The organism is Providencia sp. LY12, assembly GCF_057621555.1.
The window spans coordinates 707,501-727,032 of record NZ_CM172594.1; the positions used below are offsets into that span (position 1 = coordinate 707,501).

The following is a 19,532-nucleotide window of genomic DNA, read 5'->3' on the forward strand; positions in this document are numbered from 1 at the left end:
CTTTGGGGTAATAAATGAATATAAATGATGTGTGTGATTATGTCATACATAGGGTTATTGAATCAGGTGAGAGCCTAAGTAACCTAAAATTACAAAAATTGCTTTATTACGTTCAGTCGTGGCACTTAGCTTTTGAAAGTAAGCCGTTGTTCAATGGTAAGTTTCAAGCGTGGGTGCATGGCCCTGTTTCGCGAGAAATATACTCAAGGTTCTCAGACACAAAATCTCTATATTCAGATATTAATCAAGAAGATATCAGCCAAGACTTTGATCCTGAAAAGCTGGATTCAGATTGTAAGAGTCATATTGATCGTGTTTTGAGTGTTTATGCAAAGTATTCAGGTCCGCAACTTGAAGAAATGACTCATAAAGAATCTCCATGGGTAGAAGCCAGAGAAGGTTATTCTTCTTGGGAACGTTGTGAAGTGGAATTGAATGAAAATACCATGATGGAGTGCTACTCAAAGCGCTTGCAATAATGCAAAAAATACCAGTTTTAGATTTTGAACCTAAGTCATCTAAAGAGCCCGTTTTACTAAGTTCACCTGAAGCTATCAGGTGGACTTTTTCTTTACGGTATTGGGAACAAATTGACTATTTTGGTTTGGATAAATCGGAGTCTAAATGGTTTGTTTCTTTGCTAAATAAGTTAAAGGATTTATCACAAAAAGAAGTTGAAAAATTTATATCGGATGCCGCTGAAAAAGAGGCCTGGCGTTACCACAATATCAATTGGAATCAAAAGAACATACCAATTAAGCGCGAAGACTTAACTTGGATTGATGATTGTTATAGGAATAATCCTGAAGATTTTCCCATATTGCAGTTTCAAGTATCAAAATCCTTAGGACGTGTTGTTGGGTTTTGGGATGAAAGGAACGTATTCAACGTTGTACTTCTAGATCCGCTCCATAATATCCAGCCAAGTAAATCCCACTCTTATCGAGTCGATGATTGTAGTCCATTAAGCTGCGATTATTCTTCCATGATCTATAAATTAGATCTTATAAAGAAATCCCCTAAATGCACAGAAGAATGCATGACATTTAAAGACTTATCAAAGATCGATTCCATGAGTATTTCTACTAATGTGCTAATGCATTACTTGAATGATGAAGATATTCAAGAATTAGAGTGCGCTCTACAGGACGGAGGGTATTCCGTAACAGACATACTGTTGCTAGGAATAGAAAGTCTTAAGCCATAATTTTTCGAGATTGGCTTAATAACTACAAAATTCTTCAATCTATCTGACCACCTAACCCGCTAATCTCAAGTCATCCTTCACTTCTCAATTCAAACAACGAGGAGTGACTATGGAACCTGTGAGTATTCCGTCCTATATCGATGACCCGCCGCACTTCCTGCTTTGGAGTGCCGATGAGATGGCTCCCATTCTGTTGGGGCTAGTGATCGGCATTTTTACCGGTAATGCCTTGGTTTTATGCCTGTTGGGGTTGGTGACAACCAAGCTCTATCGGCGTTTTCGTGATGGTCGCCCAGATGGTTTTATTCTTCACGCCATCTACTGGGCCGGACTGTTGCCAACCAAAGCCAAGACGATCCCTAATCCATTTATCAGGAGCTATCTGCCGTGAAGTTCGACGTGTTTTTAAAATCATGGCAAGGCACGCAATTAGAGAATCGATGGCAACGGTTTCTGATTGCGGTGCTGGTGCTATCTAATTTGCTGCTTGCGGTAGCGGCATTTTCTCGCAATACCGTGGTAGCTATTCAACCACCAACCTTGTCTGAAACGGCTGAAGTGTCACGAAACCAAGCCACTCAACCTTACCTGGAGTCCTGGGGACTTTACCTAGCTGAGCTTATGGGCAACGTGACACCGGGTAATGTGTCTTTTATCCGGGTTGCTATCGAGCCGCTGCTTTCTCCAGCGGTGTACCAGCAAGTGGTCGATGCACTGGAGATTCAGGCAAGACAAATCCGGGAAGACCGAGTCACGCTCAAATTCCAACCCAGACAAGTGGAGTATGAGTATGAAACCGGCCATGTCTTTGTGACCGGTTATTCCTTGGTCTCTGGACCATCTGGAGATGAGCAGCGCCAAACTCGCACCTATGAGTTTGATATCGATATTGAGCAATACCGTCCAAAACTTAGCTGGATGGATACGTATGAGGGGCAAGCTAGAACGAAGCGAGTTCGTGAAAAGTTGACCCAAGAGCAAAACCGGAGGGTGAATGATGCGAACCAAAATTAGTCGATGGATGACACCAAGCTTAATCGCAATGAGCTTGAGTGGCGTCCTGTTATCTCAAGCGTCGTATGCAGACGTGGAATTGCCAATTGTGCCAGCCAGTGTGATGAAGCAGTCTGCTACTGCAAATCCACCGGTTCAAAGCAATACGGTTGCAACCGATGCGCCAACAACGCTACTGATGACACCGGCTGTTAATGAACTGATCCCTGTAGCACTTGGTCATCTGAATCGGATTGTAACGCCGTTTGAATCGCCTCAGGTGAGAACAACCAGTGATGCTCAGACGCAAATCAAGGGGAATGTTGTATATGTGGCCACGGACAAAGAATCACCGGTTTCACTTTACATCACTCCGCCTGGTCAGGAAGCGCCTGCGTTATCTGTCACCTTAGTACCTCGTCGTATTCCACCGCGTGAAATCACCTTAGCTATTGATGGTCAGCAGTGGCCTATTAAGGGCGTCGTGAACCGAAAAGCCGCCACTTGGGAAACGGCTCAGCCATACGTCGATAACCTACGTGACTTACTCAGACGCCTTGCACTAAATGAGTTACCACAAGGCTATGACATCCGTTTAGCTGGCCAAACTGACACAAGCCCGAAATGTTTTCAGCCTGGCTTAAAGTTTGGTTTTAAGCAGGGGCAAATTGTGACGGGACATTACTTCACCGTCTATGTAGGACTGGTTGAAAGCTTTGCCGATGAGCCGATAGAAGCCAGTGAAATAGCTTGTTATACACCAGATATAGTGGCAAGCGCCTACTGGCCTCGCAATATCTTGTTGCCGAGTGAAAAGACTGAGTTGTATGTGGTTGTTCGCAATCATCGTGAAGAAGCGGTGGAAAGTCAGCGACCTTCGCTTCTTGTGGGAGGTGAATAACGATGAAAGCACAATGGGAACAAATGAGCCCGAGCATGAAGCGGGGCCTATCGGTTGCTGGTATTGCTGGTGGTCTCATCCTTATGGTGATGGTGTTTTCACCTAATCCTGACGATGGCTCAAGTAGTCGGAACCGACAGGAAACGATCCGGCACATTCTTACGGATACCAATACTCGTGATGTTGGGGTCGATAGTTTGGCTGCGAACGTAAAACTACTCAGTGAGCGCAATGAACAGTTACGTCGTGAAGTTGAGCGCTTGCGTCGTGACGTCGATTCAGGACTGCTAAGCCCAGGTTCGCCTTCTATACCAAGTGAGGTCAACGCGGAGTTGGCTCGCCTTCGAGCGGAACTTGATGATGTTCGCGCTGGAGGTGATGCAGCAGTTGAAGGCACAAATAGCCGTTTCGAAGTGCCTTTATCTGCCATGGAATTGCCTAAAGACGAAAAGCCACTGCCGTCTAACCCAGACGACTATTTTGCCAATGCGCCGCTGCCTGATCCGCTTTATCAGCAGCCAGTCAATGGTCAAGGTACACGAGCACGAGATGTTCCATTGCCGCCAATCACGATTCGTATGATTGAGCCTGAAGTGGTTGCTGAACCAGAGGTTGTTGTGCAAGAAGCGCCGCCTTTGTATCTACCGGCGGGCAGCATCATCTCGGGTACTTTGATCACGGGTTTGGATGCTCCTACTCACGAGTCCGCAAGACGAGAACCTTTTCCTGCATTGCTGAGGATTCAAAAGGAAGCCATTTTACCCAACCGATTTAGAGCGGATATCAAAGAGTGTTTTTTGATCGCCGCAGGTTACGGTGATTTGAGCTCTGAGCGTGCCTATTTGCGAGGCGAGACCATTTCATGTGTGAGAGAAGATGGTGGCGTCATTGAAACACGACTGGATTCTTATGCCGTGGGTGAAGACGGCAAAGCCGGTATTCGTGGCCGATTAGTGTCGAAACAAGGCCAACTGGTGGCTAAATCGATGATGGCCGGATTCCTTCAGGGCTTGGCAGGCGCATTTGATGTGAATCCTGTACCAACGATTCAGACGGGTAATGCCGGTGATACTCAGCTGTACCAGCAAGTCATGAGCCAAGAAGCATTACAAGGCGCTGCGATTAAAGGCACCGGTAAAGCATTGGATCGAGTGGCCAAGTTCTATTTGGACATGGCTGAAAATATGTTCCCAGTCATAGAGGTAGACGCTGCAAGGAAAATTGAAGTCATAGTCACTCGTGGGGCCTCGTTGTCGTTGGCCACTTCGCAAGGGGGAGGTGCAAGAAGATGAAAAAATCCTGCATGTTGCTAACCGATCGAAGTCCGTTTCAGACAATAAGATGTGTATCCAGAGGAGAGTTAACCATGACGACATCAATGCAGAACAACCCAAAGCACCAGTCAAAACAGTGGTCTAAAGCTGGATTACTTTTATTGGCAGTCGGCTCAACCTTATTGTCTGGCTGTAGTTCATTGGGTCTTGGGAGTAGTGAATATGGATGCCCAGGTATGCCTGACGGTGTGCGCTGTTTATCCGCTCGAGAAGTCTATGAGCTTACCAGTAATGGCGCTGCACCCAAGACGATTGATGCTGTGGCGACTCGAATTGGTTCTCCCTCTGGGTATTCACAATCTGATTTAGAGACAGGACTGCTGAGCCATCCAGCATTACCTGAGACGCAGCAATCTGCACCTATTCGCATTCCTTCAAGGGTGATGCGAATTTGGATTGCGCCTTGGGAGGATGACCGTGGAGATCTGAATTTATCCAGCTACGTGTTTACCGAAATTGAACCGCGCCGGTGGGATATTGGGGTGTCAGCACCTCGAACGGTTTCGCCAGTGCTACGTCCACTTCAGACTCAAAGCGATTCAGCCTCAGCGGGAGCTGATGGTAAGCGCGATAACTTGAGTATCTACGGAGAAACTAACGAATGACAAATGCAGTTCGCACCATTCAAACTCAGCGCCTAATGACCATTGGTGCGCTTGGTTTAATGGCGTTAATGATTTCGGAGCCCTCATTTGCGGGCACCGGTGGTGATGCTTTCACCGATGTGTGGGATACCCTAAAAGACTGGACCCAAGGTACTTTGGGACGGATCGTAGCGGGAGCCATGGTACTGGTGGGTATTGTGGGCGGTATCGCTCGCCAAAGCTTGATGGCTTTTGCCTTGGGCATTGGTGGCGGTATGGGTCTCTACAATACGCCAACAGTCGTTGAAAGTGTTATGTCTGCAACTTTACCTGTCGTTGCCAGCACTCAAGAAGTCATTGGCACAACAGTTCCAGCAATCAGCGCCGTTTTACTGGGCACCTGATAACAACAAAAACGCCCAAGCGGCCAGATATCTGACGGCTTGGGCGTCATCCCACCCCGTACCCGTTTATCATGACGGCGTTTCAGTTAATAGGTTTCCCATTCACTTAGCTTGATTTCAAGCAGCGGCCATGAATACCGAAAAGAATGCTAGCGCCGCCACTGCAAAAGGCAGTTAGCGGGGCTTTCCTTGTGGGAGCACATTCAAACAGGCTACTAGCCTGATATTTTGAGCTTTAGGCGCTCGTTCCTTTTGGGTTGGATTTACACACTACCAAACGGCAGGATATTCAACAATACCCGACACTGGGAATCCATGGTTTAAAAGAGATTGTCTGATTAAAAACGGCAACGTATTAGCATCACTTGGGTATCTGCTTAACTTTTCATTGGAATAGTGATCAATGAAATCGATTAGCTGCGTCGTAGTTAAAGGTTCGAGCACATGCGAATTCCAAACTGCATCCTCTACGCTATGATCAAGTTCTTCATTCGTATGCCTGAAAGTCAATCGACTTTGACTGACGACGCGAAACTGATCGGCCCCTTGGTGGTGTACCACAAGTTTTAGCTCTGGAACTTTTTTGACCAGTTTGCCTCGTTGGTCTCTTCGCGGATCATAAAATGCCTGGCTAAGAATTACCTTTCCTTCAACACGGTAAAAGGTTTTCTCCATAGTTTCAGTGTTTAATGACCAATAAACTTTAAAACTGTTTCGACGAATTTTGTTGCCATAGATATTGAGCAAAGGCAGCAGTTGTTGTTCCGTGCCTTGTTTCGAACCTTTGTTCCAAGCACTTACGATGGATTGCTGTGTTCTGCATTTTTCGGCAATCTCTTGTTGCGTCCACCCGTCGTTCAGTGCAAGCCGAATAAGTTCTCTTGTCCATTTGAACGGTTTTTTCTTACTGTTTTTGCTCTTGTCCATGTAGTCCCTTAAAGGAAAGGGAGCATTAAGCCCCCTTCACAACTTATTTTTTCTTACCGCCATTCTGCGGATTTTGAGGGTTCATCTGCCACCCTCGATTTCCTTGGTTTTGTGAGTAAGTCTTGTTAGTACCAGACGTACCCTTATTGGCGTTTGTCATATCTGAGTTGTGATTGTTTTGCTTAGACATTTTTGTCTCCTTGTTTATGTAAAAGTACAAGGCACATGCTATCAAGGGCAAAAAATCACGCGACTGATGATTTGATGATAATTGGTGATATTCACTGATATTTTCTGATTTTTCAATTTTTCTAGGTCAACGGGAGAATAGGATGCCTAGCAAGGCACCCAATTCTTCAATCTATCTAACCGAGTCCACATAGGACAACTGCATAGACTGGAGCCTCGATTTACATTAACGAGGACTCCTCATGCGAAAACTATCTCCAATTATTCTGGCGCTTGCGCTGTCTCCATTGGTTCAAGCTGAACCTGTGTCTGAAGTGTCGCCCGTTGGCAAAATTGATGGCATGGTTTCTTTGCCGGTCACGGGTATGAAAGCGGTCGAAAGCAATGGCCGTATTGTTTTCATGTCAGACAGTGGCCGGTTCGTCATTGATGGCACGCTCTATGATGCCTGGTCGAAAAAGCCGCTTACTAGCCTCGAAGAAATTCGTGAAGCGGGGAACACGCTGGACTTAAGTCGTCTTGGCTTAAAAATGGATGATTTGAACCCACTGACTTTAGGCGAAGGCAAAAAGAAAGTGGTGGTCTTTGTTGACCCCCGGTGCCCGCATTGCCATGAGCTTTTGAAACAAGCCCTACCGTTAACCAAAGAATACACCTTCCAAATACTCCCTGTGCCAGTGCTTGGTCCTGATTCAGAGCGTCAGGTTCGCCAGCTTGGCTGTGCGCGTGACAAGAAAGCGGCCACAGATGCATTGCTGAATGGCCGGATTGGTAACCTAGAACAGGATGATGCGTGCAACTTGGAGCCAATGCAGCGTACTTTGGTGACGGCTCAAATTCTGGGCATTCAAGGTGTACCTTTCATCGTCGCCAATGATGGTCGCATCAGCCGAGGCCGTCCTTATGACCTTTCTGCTTGGTTGGAGGGGCGTTAATGAAAGCCTCTTTGTATTCAGGGCAACGCGCTTCAGAGCTCTTGCCAGTATTGGCCTATTCAGACGATGAGCAACTGTTTTTCATGGAAGACCAGAGTGTTGGCTTTGGTTTTCTATGTGACCCATTGCCTGGTGGTGATGAGTCTGTTGCAGACAGGGTTAATGTTCTACTTAACAACGACTGGCCAAAAGACACTTTGCTGCAATTTGGCCTGTACGCATCCCCTGATATTCAAACCGACCTTCAGCGCATGATGGGCTTACGGCATCGTCAATCCGATCCATTGCTTAGGGCGTCGATACGCAAACGTGCGGATTTCCTCGATGGGGGCACGGTTCAACCGATAGAAGAATCGACCCAGACTCAGGTGCGCAACTTTCAACTGATCGTCACCTGCAAATTGCCTTTGGAAAGTCCTATGCCGACTGAACGTGAATTGAGTCGAGCATCCGCGCTGCGGGCTTCTTTCTCGCAAGCGCTGGCAACGGTTGGTTTTCGTGTTACTGAGATGACCGACCGAAATTGGCTCGCAGCATTAAGTGCGCAGCTTAACTGGGGAAAAGATGCTTCCTGGCGCAATCCATCACTCATTCGAAGTGAGGCTGATAAACCACTTCGAGAGCAAGTGTTGGATTATGACCGAGCTATCAAAGTGGATAGCCAAGGTCTGATGTTGGGTGATTACCGAGTTAAAACCTTATCGTTTAAGCGCTTGCCTGAGCGGATCTGGTTTGGTCATGCCGCAAGTTTTGCGGGCGATATGATGACGGGTAGTCGCGGTTTACGCGGAAGCTTTTTGCTGAATGTCACCATTCACTTTCCTTCAGCCGAGGCCATGCGATCTCGTTTAGAGACGAAGCGTCAATGGGCGGTCAATCAGGCCTATGGCCCAATGCTCAAGTTTGTGCCGGTGCTTGCAGCCAAGAAAAAGGGGTTTGATGTTCTTTTTGAAGCTTTGCAAGAAGGTGATCGTCCTATTCGGGCAAATATGACCTTAACGCTGTTTTCACCAACAGAAGAAACGTCGATCAGCTCTGTTTCAAATGCTCGAACTTATTTCAAAGAACTCGGATTTGAGCTGATGGAAGACAAGTACTTCTGTTTGCCCATTTTCCTGAATGCCTTGCCTTTTGGTGCTGACCGCCAAGCGATGAACGACTTGTTTCGATTCAAGACTATGGCGACACGGCATGTGATCCCTCTGTTGCCTTTGTTTGCGGATTGGAAAGGCACTGGCACGCCAGTGATTAACTTTGTTTCCCGTAATGGCCAGATCATGAGTGTGTCCCTTTATGACTCGGGCAGTAATTACAATTGTTGCATCGCGGCGCAATCGGGGTCGGGCAAGTCTTTCTTGGTGAACGAAATCATCTCCTCCTACTTATCAGAAGGCGGGCAATGCTGGGTGATTGATGTTGGCCGCTCCTATGAAAAGCTGTGTGAAGTCTATGACGGTGAGTTTTTACAGTTCGGGCGGGACAGTGGCATTTGCTTAAATCCGTTTGAAATCGTTGAGGACTATGACGAAGAAGCGGATGTGTTGGTGGGGTTATTGGCCGCAATGGCCGCACCTACGCAGTCATTAACCGATTTTCAGATGGCCAACCTAAAGCGTCAGACCCGTGAACTGTGGGAGAAAAAAGGTCGTGCTATGTTGGTTGATGATGTGGCAGAGGCTTTAAAAAATCACGAAGACCGACGTGTGCAGGATGTGGGTGAGCAGCTCTATCCGTTTACGACACAGGGCGAATATGGCCGATTCTTTAATGGCCACAACAATATTCGCTTCAAAAACCGTTTCACCGTTCTGGAGTTAGAAGAGCTTAAGGGGCGTAAGCATCTACAACAAGTAGTGTTGCTTCAGCTTATCTACCAAATCCAACAAGAGATGTACTTAGGTGAGCGGGATCGTCGCAAGATTGTGTTCATTGACGAAGCTTGGGATCTGCTGACTCAAGGTGATGTCGGTAAGTTCATTGAGACGGGTTACCGTCGATTTCGAAAATATGGCGGCAGTGCTGTAACGGTAACGCAGTCGGTCAACGATTTGTATGACAGCCCAACAGGTAAAGCCATCGCTGAAAACTCGGCCAATATGTACCTGCTTGGCCAAAAAGCTGAAACCATCAACGCGCTCAAAAAAGAAGGCCGCTTGCCACTAGGTGAAGGCGGCTATGAATACCTGAAAACGGTTCATACCGTCACTGGTGTCTATTCCGAAATTTTCTTTATTACCGAAATGGGCACCGGGATTGGCCGCCTCATCGTCGATCCGTTTCACAAGCTGTTGTACTCGTCCCGTGCAGAAGATGTAAACGCGATTAAACAGTTAACGCGCAAAGGCCTTTCTGTTGCTGATGCCATCTCTCAGTTGTTGAAGGAGCGAGGCTATGAATAAGACCACGCTTTGGCCATTTATGGCCTCTATTACTTTGTCTATTGCTGGTAGCGGTTTAATGACCAGCTGGCTCTTAATGAAAACACTCGAACCCATCCACAGCCAGTTGGCGTTAAGTACGCCCATTGCAGTCGTGGATTTTGGGGAGGCGGTGTTGTCACTGGGCCCCAATGCCAACGAACAAGACATCGAATCCAGGTTGCTTCAGACCAATCAGCAAATTGAAAAGTTAAAAGCAGCTGGTTTTATCGTGCTGGATGCCCAAGCGGTGGTGGGTGCTGATGATTCCGTATTTGTGCCAGTAGGCTCAAAGGAGGTGTCTCATGCAGATACTCCGTAAAAGAATGCCTTGGCGGCCTTACCTCATCCGGCTGACCATTCTTGCGTTAATCATGGCCTTGGTAGGCACCTACGCCATGATGCGCTACCGAATAGGTATTGATACCCAGCAAGAGCGCTGCCTGCCTGATACCACGGTGTATCTGATTGACCTATGGAATAAAGAGCCCGTTAAGGATGGTTTGTATGCCTTCCACTCAAAAGGACTCGCTCCGTTATATAACGACGGTACTCGGATGCTGAAACGCCTAACAGGGATGCCTGGGGATGAAGTCAATGTGACGCCTGAGCATGTGCTGGTGAACGGTGCTGAAGTCTCTACCGGCATGGCATTAGCCCAGCGTCTTGGTGTGGCGGAATCACAATTTAGCCGCTCATTGACGCTGCAAGAGAACGAATATTGGTTTTCCGGTGAGGCTGAAACAAGTTTCGACTCCCGCTATTGGAATGCCGTTAAGCGCGAGCAGATTGTCGGTCGTGCTTGGCCGCTTTGGTAGAAGGTGGATGATGAAAATACTATGTCTCTTATTCTTGTTGGTTGCTGCATTATCTAGGGTTCAAGTGTCCTGGGCACAAGAGCCTTATCCGTTGTCTGACGAAGACAAAAAGATCGTCGAAATGAGCCGCAGCATTTTACAAAGTGCTGTGGATGGTTCATCTGAATTTATCGAGCCTTTTTCACCGATTGAACAACCTGCGTCGCTTAAACACAGCGATGAATGGTTGATTTTTGCGTCGTCTTCTCTGGGGGATTCCTCACTGAAGCAGCTATTTAAAGAGGCCAGTGCAACCGGCGCTATTGTGTTGTTTCGGGGAATTCCTGAAGGAAAGACCTTGGGGGCGGCTATCCGTGATTGGCATACGCTGATGGTGGGACTTGATCCTGTTCCTCAGGTTCGAATCGATCCGAAAGCCTTTGTGCACTGGCGGGTGACTAGCGTGCCTGCCATTTTCCGCATAGACGATGACAAGGTGACTGCAAGTGCACTAGGGGTTTACAGCAAGGACTGGTTGCAGCGTCAAATTGAAACAGGCAATACCGGTTCATTGGGTCAACGCGGTCCTATTCATTCGATTTTAGAACCGGATTTGATGCAAGTGGCGATGCAGCGTTTACAGTCGATAGACCTGGGCGCATTAAAGAAAAAAGCCATTGAGCGATTCTGGTCTCGCCAAACTTTCACTGACTTACCCAAAGCCACGCAATATCGGATAAGAACGGTTGATCCAACCATCGTCATGCAGCGGCCACTATTGGATGCCAATGGCCGAACATTGATCCCAGCAGGAACGCGTATTAACCCGCTAAAAGCCTTGCCGTTTACTCAGCAGCTTGTGGTGTTTAATGCGTCGAACGCTGAAGAAGTGGACGCAGTAGCGCATTGGCTTGAGACGCAAGATAGGACACTGCGCCGCATTACGCTTATCACCACGCAGCTCGACCGTGCACAAGGTTGGAATAGCCTCAATGCGCTCGAAAAGACATTGGATAGTCCGGTTTACCTTCTCAATGCCTCGCTAAAGCAGCGCTTTGATTTGCAAGTCACCCCATCGTTTGTGCAAGCAAAGGGGCTCGCGTTTGAAATAGAAGAAATTCCAGCAAAGGAGCTTGTTCATGAAAAAGCTCAATAATACGTATCGTCTGTTGCGGACTCTCGTTGTCATGCTTGTCTTGGGCGCATCTATTCCTGCAAAAGCCGAACTGACCTGCCCAGACGCGGGGTTATTGTCCGGCAAGTTGCTGACGGATGTTTGCTGGTCATGCATTTTTCCTATCCGGGTTGCAGGGCTTCCTCTTGGCTCCGGCAATGTCCCTAGCGGCGCATCAAACAAGTCATTTTGCTTATGTGAAGACAACTTAGGCGTGCCAAGGCCAGGTATTGTTACCAGCATGTGGGAGCCCGCGCGTTTGATTGAACTGGTCAGAACGCCAGGTTGTTCGCCTTCACTGGGAGGGATTCGCTTACCGTTAGGTGATAGGCGATTGCAAGGTGGTCATGGCGAGGGTGAATACGATACCGGTGATCTTGCTTTCTACCATTACCATTATTACGCCTTTCCGCTTTTGGTCATGCTCGATTTGTTCATGGATGGCAATTGCAATGCCGATGGTTACATGGACTTTGACTTGATGTATTTGTCCGAATTGGACCCAACATGGCTGAACGATGAACTGGCCTTTTTTACTCAGCCTGAAGCGGCTGCCGTTGCCAATCCATTGGCTATTTCGGCTTGTACCGCTGACGCTGCCTCATCGACGCTTGGTAAACCCATCGACCAGTTGTTTTGGTGTGCTGGCAGTTGGGGCCATCTCTATCCCTTATCTGGCCACACCTTAGCCTTTGGCTCATTAGCAGAAAACACCAGCCATTTAGCGGCGCGAGCAATCGCGGCTCAACACAGGCGTGGTCTTGCAAGGCGAACAATGGGGAACAGTGCGCTATGCCGACCTGTTATCGAACCCATGCTGCCGAAATCCCAATACAAGATGAGTATGTTCTTCCCTGTACCAGAAACTGAAAGTGCGCATGTCATCGGTGAAAGCACCATGAAATGGGGAGAGTGGCGAACGATCCCCGGTGCCGGTGAAGATGCGCTCTACATTTTGTGGCGCTGGCAAGACTGCTGTAACTCGGGAGGTTAAATATGAAACCAACACTTTTTACCCGAGTGTTAGCGGGTGTTTTATCAATCACTATGGCGTGCTTGCCCTTACATGGTGTGGCCGCTGATGTGCAGCGCCAATTCGGCCTAAGCGGACAACAAGATGGTAAGCAATTGCTGCAAAACTGGACGATGCCCGCACTCAATGGCAATACATTGTCGGTGCCGAATGGCAGTGGTAATGAGTCCATTAACTTGCAAGAGCTTTTCCCTGGTATGGATCAAGGCTCATTGGATGTCTTAACGGGCGTTTATGGCTCTGATGCCAGCATGAATCAATTGGGGACACAGCGCCAAGAGAGCATGGCATCCGAAAGTGGCGCTACGGGTGAAGCATTTCGTTCGCTACAGCAAATCAAAGACAGGTCGCGGCCAGATATGGTCAATGATCCGCTTTGGGCATTAACCGATGCGGTTCAAACTGACCCAAATCTATTAACCCAAAGCTTCCCAGGCTGTGAGTCTCAAGGTGAGGGCCGCCCAAATTACCAGCAATGCGACAGGCTCAATACAGCGGTGAACAGCTGCACTATTACTCACGATTACACGGCAGGCATTATTGAGCATGTTTCAGGACCAATGAACCTTCGCTCTTGTGGTGAGGGATGTCTTGAAGTTTGGATTGGACGAATTGGCGACAACTACTGGAGTGGCCGTTGTAAAGTGTTTGAACAGGCCATCACACTCAAAGTCGTGAACCCCGATGCGATTACCTCAGCCGTTCTTGAATACGCCAAATGGGATGACTACATGCAAGTGTGGCTTGGCGATCAGAAAGTCTGGTCTGGGCCGAACAATAACTTTCCACCAGAAACGGCAGGTCGCTGCGAGCTCAGTACCAGTTGGGAGCGCAATCCAAATACCGATCTCACTGCCAAGCTAAAAGCGGTAGAGCCTGGTTTAGAAGTGCCAGTCAAAATTCGCGTATCGGTTACGGGTAGTGGTGAGGGGTATGCTCGCATCAAGGTGCGCTTTGATCCAACCAAGGTGGTGATGAATGATAGTTGGTCGCCACAATCCTGTATCGAACAAGCAGCGGATATCCCGACGAAGTTTTCAGACTACAGCATTCAATGCACGGATCAGCCTTCTTCAACCAACGGATGTACGGTGGTCAATGGTGTTTCAGTTTGTGAATCCTACTTTGCCCCTAGCCCTGTGGCTGGCATATCGCCTTTGTGTCGGCGTGTACAAGTCAGTGTGGATGATGAAAGCTATAAGGGGATTGAAAATCAGGCCTGCCAAGTGCTTGAAGCGAATCCTTCCTGTGGATTCATGTCGTCAGAATGTGCCGAGACCAATGATAAAGGTGAATGCATTCGTTTTACCGATACCTATGACTGTGGATTGCAAACCAGCGATCCAAAGTGTGTGCTATCCAACCTTATGCCAAGTAGCTTTGAGGCCTGTGAGCCTACTCAGACGATTACGCCATTTACTGAAACCAAGCATGTACCGGATTACCAGGTGTGCGAGAAGATCAGCACGCTTACTGAGTGTCAGTTAGAACGACGTGTATCCGCTGAAACCCATCAACAAAGCTGGTCCATTGAGCGCGGTTGCTTTAGCTCTGAAACGCTCAGCTTTGTTCCACAGCACAGCAGCACTATGCAAACTGGAAACGCGACGCTGAGAGTGTTTGATAATCAAAATACTGAGATAAAAATCACCGAGTCACCGTCAAAGGCAAATGGTTGGAAAACGACACTCTCACTGACGGGCAATAAGGAAACGGTGACTGAGACGAAACCGTCCATTAAGTACCCTGAAATGACCTGTCCAAAAGGAACCTTGGTTGGTTCATTGTGTAAAGTCGTCAATGGGTCGATTATTTCGTGGCATGAACCCCAGGAAGTCACTCGTTCCAGATGTGAGTCCGGCTGGAATAAAGTCGATTTCGATACTTGCAGCCGAGAAGTTCAGAAGTGTTTGGCTCCAGCGAAACTGAGCGCTTCATTGACCTTCTCTGGCAAGTACTTAGAACAGGACGTTGTTCATCAATCAAGTGATCCGGGCATAGACCAATGCTTGATGCAAACGGATCAGTTTACTGCCGTGCAGTGGCAGTGTTTGGATACGGGCACAAAACGAATCGACGGGTTAACGGTTGGTAGTGGCGAGTTGGCCAATCTTGGGAGCCTTTATCCAGCGGTTGTTTCGTCTCCTGCTCATTTAACCAGTCGCGGCAGCTCTGATGGACTGGGACTCTCATGCTGGAGGGCAAGAGCAACCTACAATGCTTCGACTGCTCATCCAGAGTTCAACATGGGCAGCTCAGATAGCTGGGTAGATGCCAATGGTAATACACAAACCATCGTTAATAACGGACAAAACACGACCACCAATACTTGTGCCGCGCTGGAGCAAAACCTGGCCTGCCAGTACGTCAGAACCGAATGCACTGAAGGCGGGGCTGGTCATGAAGGCTTCTGTTATATCCAAAGTTTGGTGTATGACTGCGGACAAAGCGTTGAAGTGCAAAATGCACGAATGGAAACTCAATACAACTGTGAGGGGCCAGTTCGCTGTATGGGCACAGATTGTTTAGAGCCAGAGTCAATCAAGCAGGCTAACTTTGCAGAAGCCGCAGCGATGCTTAATGCGGCGCAGTTTATGACCAATGATATGTCATGTACGGGAGCTGATGGCCAAGATAACGTCGATTGTTCGGTCTTTAAAGGTAATGCTGGCCAGTGCAAAAAAGCCGTTGGCGGCATAGTGGATTGCTGTGAAAAGCCAAGTGGCGTGTCGTTATCGGATTACATCACGATGATAGTTGCGGTCAACAAGCTTGATACGGCAGTCATGGCCATGAATCCGTCGTCGGCAATCTATGGTTCGTGGAATACGCTTAGGGAACCAATAACGAGTACCTGGAGTGCGGTTAAAGAGCCTTTTGTGTCTGCATGGGACTCTCTCATGGGGGCTGGGCCATCAACGGCTGCTGGCGCGGGAGCAGAGCAAGCAGCGACAGGCTTCATGCAGGTGTTGACCAACAAAACGGCTGAATGGGTAGGTACGACCTTTGGTTCGGGGGCACAATCGGCTCTGTTTAGTAACGTTGGTGGCGCGGTTGGAGCTGATGGTGTCGTTTCGGGTGGTAACTTTGCGCTGGGTGGCGCTGCGGGCGCGGTTCTGAGTACGGTTATGACGGCCTACATGATTTATTCAGTCACTATGATCCTCATTCAGCTTATCTGGAAATGTGAGCAGAGCGAGTTTGAAATGAACGCCAAGCGGGTATTGAAGAGTTGCCACTATGTAGGCTCTTACTGCAAGTCTAAGTTCTTAGGTGCCTGTGTTGAAAAACGGCAGTCATATTGCTGCTTTACTTCGCCACTTTCACGGATCATTCAGGAACAAGTGCGTCCTCAATTGGGCCTTGGCTGGGGCAGTGCAAAGTCACCAAACTGCGAAGGTTTGACCGCGAGTCAGTTAAACCAGGTAGATTGGAGCCAAGTCAATTTGGATGAATGGATAGGTATTTTGTCGATCACGGGCAACCTACCCGAAGTACCGTCACTGGATCTCGAAAGACTCACTGGCTCAGGAAGTACGCTAAACGTTGATGGAAACCGTCAAAGTGCCGCAGACAGAGCTATTGAACGGCTAAACGGAATGGATACCCAGAAACTGCGTCAGGAGGCGACGGAAGAAATTTCGGGGAATAATTAAAAGAAGCTGCTTCATCAGTATTAATGGAACCAGTACTGATGAAGCAATAGAAGTGTTTGATTCATCATTCTTCCAAAGTTTACTAAATAGCTTGATCGATTAGCATAAGCTTGAGTTTTAGAAGTAGCGAACTTTCAGAATCTTCAATAGAAAATTTGTATTTTGAATTTGATGATTTGTTAAATCTTTCTATATAGTAGTTTACTAGTGGGTCATATTGGTTGCTGTGTAACCAGGAATAGAATTTTCCGATTTCGTAGCTCAAAGTTTTACTTAGTTCTGAGTTTGGCTCAAGAAGATAATTTTTTTCTAGATCAGAAATATTCATCGCTTGAAGGTTTTCTCTGATTTCAGTGATCAGCGGAACTAATGATGCTCTGTAATTATTGGCAAGGTTTTCAATACTATTATCCAGAGGTGGAGCCTCGAAGATCATGATTAATTCGTCAATAATGCTGTTGTAATAGTCATTGTTGAGCCTAAATTTGGATTCGTTTTTTAGGATGTTGAGTTGTTCAAGTGGATCTTCTTTTAGTTCAATGGGTTGTTTCGAAAGAGCGTCTTTGAACTCGGAATAGGCGAGCTCGATTTTCTCTGATATTACATCTAGGTATTCATAACGGCACTTCAAAAAACTAAGCAGCTCCGAATACTTCAAGTGCATGACTAAATCACTTTCACCGATTGTGTTGCTATATAAATGAACTGTTAGCTCACCACTTTCAAAATGACTGTCAAAAGGCCAACTTGCAAATCTCTTAGTGTTACTGTGCTTTAAGTTAACAGGATGAGCTCCGAAGCAGGCTCTAATTGATTTGAAGTAACTGTTGTCATCTTCCTCAGTGAATAGTCTGTTGTCAAAGCAAGAGCTTTCACCTTCAAATGGAAGCGTTTTATGATTGACAAATACTCGATGAAGCTGATTTATTGACTCGAATATAATATCGATTGATGAGATAAGTGAAAATGTCTGCATCACACGAATATCAATGTTTGAGTCAAGGCCTTCAGCTTTACTCAAATGTCTCGTGGCTACTGTTAGCCAATCCATGCATGAGCAAATAAGATTCCACAAGTTCTTTCCATCTTTGTTTTTGTATGTCTGATAAACAAAGCCAGAATTTGAGTTAACTAGATCTCTAAATTTATTGATTTTTTTATCGCTGATAAAGTCGTCCATTGTTTTACCATTAAGAAAGATGATGCAAGTTATATTTAAGTAATTCTAATTTCAGCTGCAACTATTGCTCACATGGCAATTTGAATTACCTTGAATACTTTTAATCTTCAAATCACGTACTTTTTCCCATTCGTCAACAGGGTCCATTCTTGACCAAGCTTCAAAAAGCTGAGTTTGTTGCCTGCTTAGTCTTAGGCCGTATTGATCTCGCATGTAGAAATAGATTCTAGCAATATCACCCTGACGGTTAGCTGGTGGTTCTGCTCGACGGTCTTTGAAATTAACTTCGAAATCACATTGACCATAGGATCTTGGTTCGTTCGGAATCATGCCAAATCGAAAATTTGATCTATCCCCGTTGAGCTCACCTACTGATGGTACGAGGTTATGGAGATCCGAAACCATTTTAGAAAACTCAGGATCATTCTTTTCGCAGTTCCGACGTCCACCGTTTTGCCAGCATTGGCGTTGATGGCCAATTTCCCATGCTGAGACAACGTGCTCCCACTCTAAGCGTTCTCCTCGTTTCGGTTGCTTCCTTGGTTCATATCCGCAAGATGCAGCATCAATCGCACCATCATTGTTATAGCTACATCCACAGTAAAACGTACTCTGGTTGTCTTGGTAAATTTCTCGGGCAAATCGTTTTGCCTGGCTGAACGATGTTGGGTGTTCTGCAAATGCAGGGATTGCGAACAACGCTATTAAGAAGGTAACGAGAAAATTAGTTCTATTCATGTAAATTGGCCAAAAATGACAGTTAAATTCATTTTAATGATTTTGATAGAAAATACAGCAAGATGAAGAGCCCCTTCGAGAGGGGCTGGTTGATGGGAGCCTAGTTGGCTAGTTGGCGGGGTTATCTGTTTCCTCTTCAGTGATATCGTCATCGGTTGAAGGCACCGCTTGCTCAACTTCTGCTTCTTTACTCTTAGCTTGGGCTGATTTTCGTGCTCGAATTTCGATATCAATTATGCGTCGAGCCAGTTTGATGATGCGCTGTTGCCATGCGTAGTTGCCATCAACACGTTGCTTGTTGCTAAGCACGCTAGACAACCAGAGTGTGTCCATTGAGATCATCAACGCATCGAGTTTGCGAACTAAGCCGACAAACTGGCCAACCTGAGGCGAGCTGATTTTGGCGTTGAAGGTAATCGGGTCGGTGTAGTCAGGTACTTCATCGATGCCGTTGGACTCCATCAGTTTGTCCAAACGAGCTTGTTCGTTGTCTACCGCCTTAGCGCAATCCTCGATCAACTGGCTAATGATCTGTTCCACTTCATCGATTTCGTTCTCATCGCCAATGATGCGTAGGATGACATCGATTCCGTAAAGCGCACTGACCGTGCGCCTAAAAACACGGTCAACGACACGTTGCGCCTGTAAGCTGTTAATTGTGAATGATTGTTCAAAGATGGGTTTTGAGTAATTGGGTTTTGCTTGGGCCATAAGTTTGCTCCTGATATGACAATAATCAGTCCCTAGACTAATCCTCTGTGAGGTAATGGCCTTTCAGCTAGGTGGAAGAATTGAGCATCTTTCTAACTATCCTGTCTGGATAAGACGGTTACACTGACTATCAAATATTGCTGATCTGTTTCAGTGATATCTGCGCCTGAGAGCATGAGCTCAAAGGAAGCCCGCCGCTGAGTTTTCTCAGTGGCACTAAGAGGTAGCTAGCCTCCTTAAACAAATAGCCTGCATGTTTCTACATGCTCAACCATGCGTTCCTTACGGTTCGCCTTTTCACCACCCAACTGGGGGAGTTTTCCCCAGTTGGGGGTGACTCCTTCAAAACCAA

At 47.0% G+C, this 19,532-nt stretch carries 20 protein-coding genes; 15 read left to right on the top strand and 5 right to left on the bottom strand.

From position 1 onward, the window contains the following. Positions 1 to 14: 14 nt before the first annotated feature. The 8 genes from ACY3ZI_RS03115 to traA all read left to right on the top strand — a co-directional run bounded on the left by ACY3ZI_RS03115 (position 15) and on the right by traA (position 5,423). On the top strand, positions 15 to 479 hold the full coding sequence (locus tag ACY3ZI_RS03115) for a Panacea domain-containing protein (RefSeq protein WP_487375965.1): 465 nt from the start codon (positions 15 to 17) through the stop codon (positions 477 to 479). After that, complete coding sequence (locus ACY3ZI_RS03120) at positions 479 to 1,207, top strand: hypothetical protein (RefSeq protein ID WP_487375966.1); 729 nt, start codon at positions 479 to 481, stop codon at positions 1,205 to 1,207. The genes ACY3ZI_RS03115 and ACY3ZI_RS03120 overlap by 1 nt, the downstream gene beginning before the upstream one ends. 109 nt (positions 1,208 to 1,316) lie before the next feature. Further along, on the top strand, positions 1,317 to 1,598 hold the full coding sequence (gene traL, locus ACY3ZI_RS03125; RefSeq protein WP_000433891.1) for a type IV conjugative transfer system protein TraL: 282 nt from the start codon (positions 1,317 to 1,319) through the stop codon (positions 1,596 to 1,598). Positions 1,599 to 1,606: 8 nt separating this feature from the next. Then, the gene (locus ACY3ZI_RS03130) at positions 1,607 to 2,221 is read left to right on the top strand and encodes a TraE/TraK family type IV conjugative transfer system protein (RefSeq protein WP_001922895.1); all 615 of its coding nucleotides are present in this window, start codon (positions 1,607 to 1,609) and stop codon (positions 2,219 to 2,221) included. Then, positions 2,202 to 3,101, top strand: a complete 900-nt coding sequence (locus ACY3ZI_RS03135; protein WP_487375967.1) for a hypothetical protein — start codon at positions 2,202 to 2,204, stop codon at positions 3,099 to 3,101. Before ACY3ZI_RS03130 ends, ACY3ZI_RS03135 begins: the two co-directional genes overlap by 20 nt. 35 nt (positions 3,102 to 3,136) lie before the next feature. After that, positions 3,137 to 4,393, top strand: a complete 1,257-nt coding sequence (locus ACY3ZI_RS03140; RefSeq protein WP_487375968.1) for a TraB/VirB10 family protein — start codon at positions 3,137 to 3,139, stop codon at positions 4,391 to 4,393. A gap of 74 nt (positions 4,394 to 4,467) precedes the next feature. Next, positions 4,468 to 5,040, top strand: coding sequence for a type IV conjugative transfer system lipoprotein TraV (gene traV / locus ACY3ZI_RS03145; protein WP_001944091.1), 573 nt, complete (start codon positions 4,468 to 4,470; stop codon positions 5,038 to 5,040). Further along, on the top strand, positions 5,037 to 5,423 hold the full coding sequence (traA, locus tag ACY3ZI_RS03150; protein WP_000180225.1) for a TraA family conjugative transfer protein: 387 nt from the start codon (positions 5,037 to 5,039) through the stop codon (positions 5,421 to 5,423). The genes traV and traA overlap by 4 nt, the downstream gene beginning before the upstream one ends. 270 nt (positions 5,424 to 5,693) lie before the next feature. Here the strand turns inward: traA and ACY3ZI_RS03155 are convergent, their stop codons facing one another. Beyond that, entirely contained in the window at positions 5,694 to 6,350 is a 657-nt protein-coding gene (locus tag ACY3ZI_RS03155) for a hypothetical protein (RefSeq protein ID WP_025611037.1), read from the bottom strand. A 43-nt stretch (positions 6,351 to 6,393) separates the two neighbouring features. Then, positions 6,394 to 6,540 carry a hypothetical protein gene (locus tag ACY3ZI_RS03160; protein WP_162838621.1) on the bottom strand — a complete coding sequence of 49 codons (147 nt, stop codon included), beginning with the start codon at positions 6,538 to 6,540 and terminating at the stop codon, positions 6,394 to 6,396. A gap of 241 nt (positions 6,541 to 6,781) precedes the next feature. Here ACY3ZI_RS03160 and ACY3ZI_RS03165 point away from each other — a divergent pair, with 241 nt between their 5' ends. From ACY3ZI_RS03165 to traN, 7 genes are all read left to right on the top strand, one after another. Next, positions 6,782 to 7,474 carry a DsbC family protein gene (locus ACY3ZI_RS03165; protein ID WP_001228924.1) on the top strand — a complete coding sequence of 231 codons (693 nt, stop codon included), beginning with the start codon at positions 6,782 to 6,784 and terminating at the stop codon, positions 7,472 to 7,474. Then, positions 7,474 to 9,873: a type IV secretion system protein TraC gene (gene traC, locus ACY3ZI_RS03170; RefSeq protein WP_487375969.1), complete on the top strand. Its 2,400-nt coding sequence runs from the start codon at positions 7,474 to 7,476 to the stop codon at positions 9,871 to 9,873. The genes ACY3ZI_RS03165 and traC overlap by 1 nt, the downstream gene beginning before the upstream one ends. Then, a complete protein-coding gene (locus ACY3ZI_RS03175) occupies positions 9,866 to 10,213 on the top strand; it encodes a hypothetical protein (protein ID WP_487375970.1) in 348 nt (115 codons plus the stop codon). The genes traC and ACY3ZI_RS03175 overlap by 8 nt, the downstream gene beginning before the upstream one ends. Continuing rightward, positions 10,197 to 10,709, top strand: coding sequence for a S26 family signal peptidase (locus tag ACY3ZI_RS03180; RefSeq protein WP_272530998.1), 513 nt, complete (start codon positions 10,197 to 10,199; stop codon positions 10,707 to 10,709). The genes ACY3ZI_RS03175 and ACY3ZI_RS03180 overlap by 17 nt, the downstream gene beginning before the upstream one ends. Before the next feature lie 64 nt (positions 10,710 to 10,773). Then, positions 10,774 to 11,844 (top strand): TrbC family F-type conjugative pilus assembly protein, encoded by a 1,071-nt coding sequence (locus ACY3ZI_RS03185; protein ID WP_487375971.1) that lies wholly within the window; start codon positions 10,774 to 10,776, stop codon positions 11,842 to 11,844. 31 nt (positions 11,845 to 11,875) lie between these two features. After that, positions 11,876 to 12,856 carry a TraU family protein gene (locus ACY3ZI_RS03190; protein ID WP_001980908.1) on the top strand — a complete coding sequence of 327 codons (981 nt, stop codon included), beginning with the start codon at positions 11,876 to 11,878 and terminating at the stop codon, positions 12,854 to 12,856. Between the two features lie 2 nt (positions 12,857 to 12,858). After that, positions 12,859 to 16,551 (top strand): conjugal transfer protein TraN, encoded by a 3,693-nt coding sequence (gene traN / locus ACY3ZI_RS03195; protein WP_487375972.1) that lies wholly within the window; start codon positions 12,859 to 12,861, stop codon positions 16,549 to 16,551. Positions 16,552 to 16,633: 82 nt separating this feature from the next. On the opposite strand, the gene ACY3ZI_RS03200 is transcribed toward traN, so the two are convergent. The 3 genes from ACY3ZI_RS03200 to ACY3ZI_RS03210 all read right to left on the bottom strand — a co-directional run bounded on the left by ACY3ZI_RS03200 (position 16,634) and on the right by ACY3ZI_RS03210 (position 19,180). Then, positions 16,634 to 17,731, bottom strand: coding sequence for a hypothetical protein (locus ACY3ZI_RS03200; RefSeq protein WP_487375973.1), 1,098 nt, complete (start codon positions 17,729 to 17,731; stop codon positions 16,634 to 16,636). Between the two features lie 51 nt (positions 17,732 to 17,782). Next, the gene (locus ACY3ZI_RS03205) at positions 17,783 to 18,469 is read right to left on the bottom strand and encodes an endonuclease (protein ID WP_487375974.1); all 687 of its coding nucleotides are present in this window, start codon (positions 18,467 to 18,469) and stop codon (positions 17,783 to 17,785) included. 108 nt (positions 18,470 to 18,577) lie between these two features. Then, positions 18,578 to 19,180, bottom strand: coding sequence for a hypothetical protein (locus ACY3ZI_RS03210; RefSeq protein ID WP_487375975.1), 603 nt, complete (start codon positions 19,178 to 19,180; stop codon positions 18,578 to 18,580). Between the last annotated feature and the right edge of the window lie 352 nt (positions 19,181 to 19,532).

What these genes read in the sequence shown, in the direction of transcription:
- ACY3ZI_RS03115 (WP_487375965.1), top strand. Translation starts at nt 15, where the DNA reads ATGAATATAAATGATGTGTGTGATTATGTCATACATAGGGTTATTGAA.
- ACY3ZI_RS03120 (WP_487375966.1), top strand. Translation starts at nt 479, where the DNA reads ATGCAAAAAATACCAGTTTTAGATTTTGAACCTAAGTCATCTAAAGAG.
- traL (WP_000433891.1), top strand. Translation starts at nt 1,317, where the DNA reads ATGGAACCTGTGAGTATTCCGTCCTATATCGATGACCCGCCGCACTTC.
- ACY3ZI_RS03135 (WP_487375967.1), top strand. Translation starts at nt 2,202, where the DNA reads ATGATGCGAACCAAAATTAGTCGATGGATGACACCAAGCTTAATCGCA.
- ACY3ZI_RS03140 (WP_487375968.1), top strand. Translation starts at nt 3,137, where the DNA reads ATGAAGCGGGGCCTATCGGTTGCTGGTATTGCTGGTGGTCTCATCCTT.
- traV (WP_001944091.1), top strand. Translation starts at nt 4,468, where the DNA reads ATGACGACATCAATGCAGAACAACCCAAAGCACCAGTCAAAACAGTGG.
- traA (WP_000180225.1), top strand. Translation starts at nt 5,037, where the DNA reads ATGACAAATGCAGTTCGCACCATTCAAACTCAGCGCCTAATGACCATT.
- ACY3ZI_RS03155 (WP_025611037.1), bottom strand. Translation starts at nt 6,350, where the DNA reads ATGGACAAGAGCAAAAACAGTAAGAAAAAACCGTTCAAATGGACAAGA.
- ACY3ZI_RS03160 (WP_162838621.1), bottom strand. Translation starts at nt 6,540, where the DNA reads ATGTCTAAGCAAAACAATCACAACTCAGATATGACAAACGCCAATAAG.
- ACY3ZI_RS03165 (WP_001228924.1), top strand. Translation starts at nt 6,782, where the DNA reads ATGCGAAAACTATCTCCAATTATTCTGGCGCTTGCGCTGTCTCCATTG.
- traC (WP_487375969.1), top strand. Translation starts at nt 7,474, where the DNA reads ATGAAAGCCTCTTTGTATTCAGGGCAACGCGCTTCAGAGCTCTTGCCA.
- ACY3ZI_RS03175 (WP_487375970.1), top strand. Translation starts at nt 9,866, where the DNA reads ATGAATAAGACCACGCTTTGGCCATTTATGGCCTCTATTACTTTGTCT.
- ACY3ZI_RS03180 (WP_272530998.1), top strand. Translation starts at nt 10,197, where the DNA reads ATGCAGATACTCCGTAAAAGAATGCCTTGGCGGCCTTACCTCATCCGG.
- ACY3ZI_RS03190 (WP_001980908.1), top strand. Translation starts at nt 11,876, where the DNA reads ATGCTTGTCTTGGGCGCATCTATTCCTGCAAAAGCCGAACTGACCTGC.
- traN (WP_487375972.1), top strand. Translation starts at nt 12,859, where the DNA reads ATGAAACCAACACTTTTTACCCGAGTGTTAGCGGGTGTTTTATCAATC.
- ACY3ZI_RS03200 (WP_487375973.1), bottom strand. Translation starts at nt 17,731, where the DNA reads ATGGACGACTTTATCAGCGATAAAAAAATCAATAAATTTAGAGATCTA.
- ACY3ZI_RS03205 (WP_487375974.1), bottom strand. Translation starts at nt 18,469, where the DNA reads ATGAATAGAACTAATTTTCTCGTTACCTTCTTAATAGCGTTGTTCGCA.
- ACY3ZI_RS03210 (WP_487375975.1), bottom strand. Translation starts at nt 19,180, where the DNA reads ATGGCCCAAGCAAAACCCAATTACTCAAAACCCATCTTTGAACAATCA.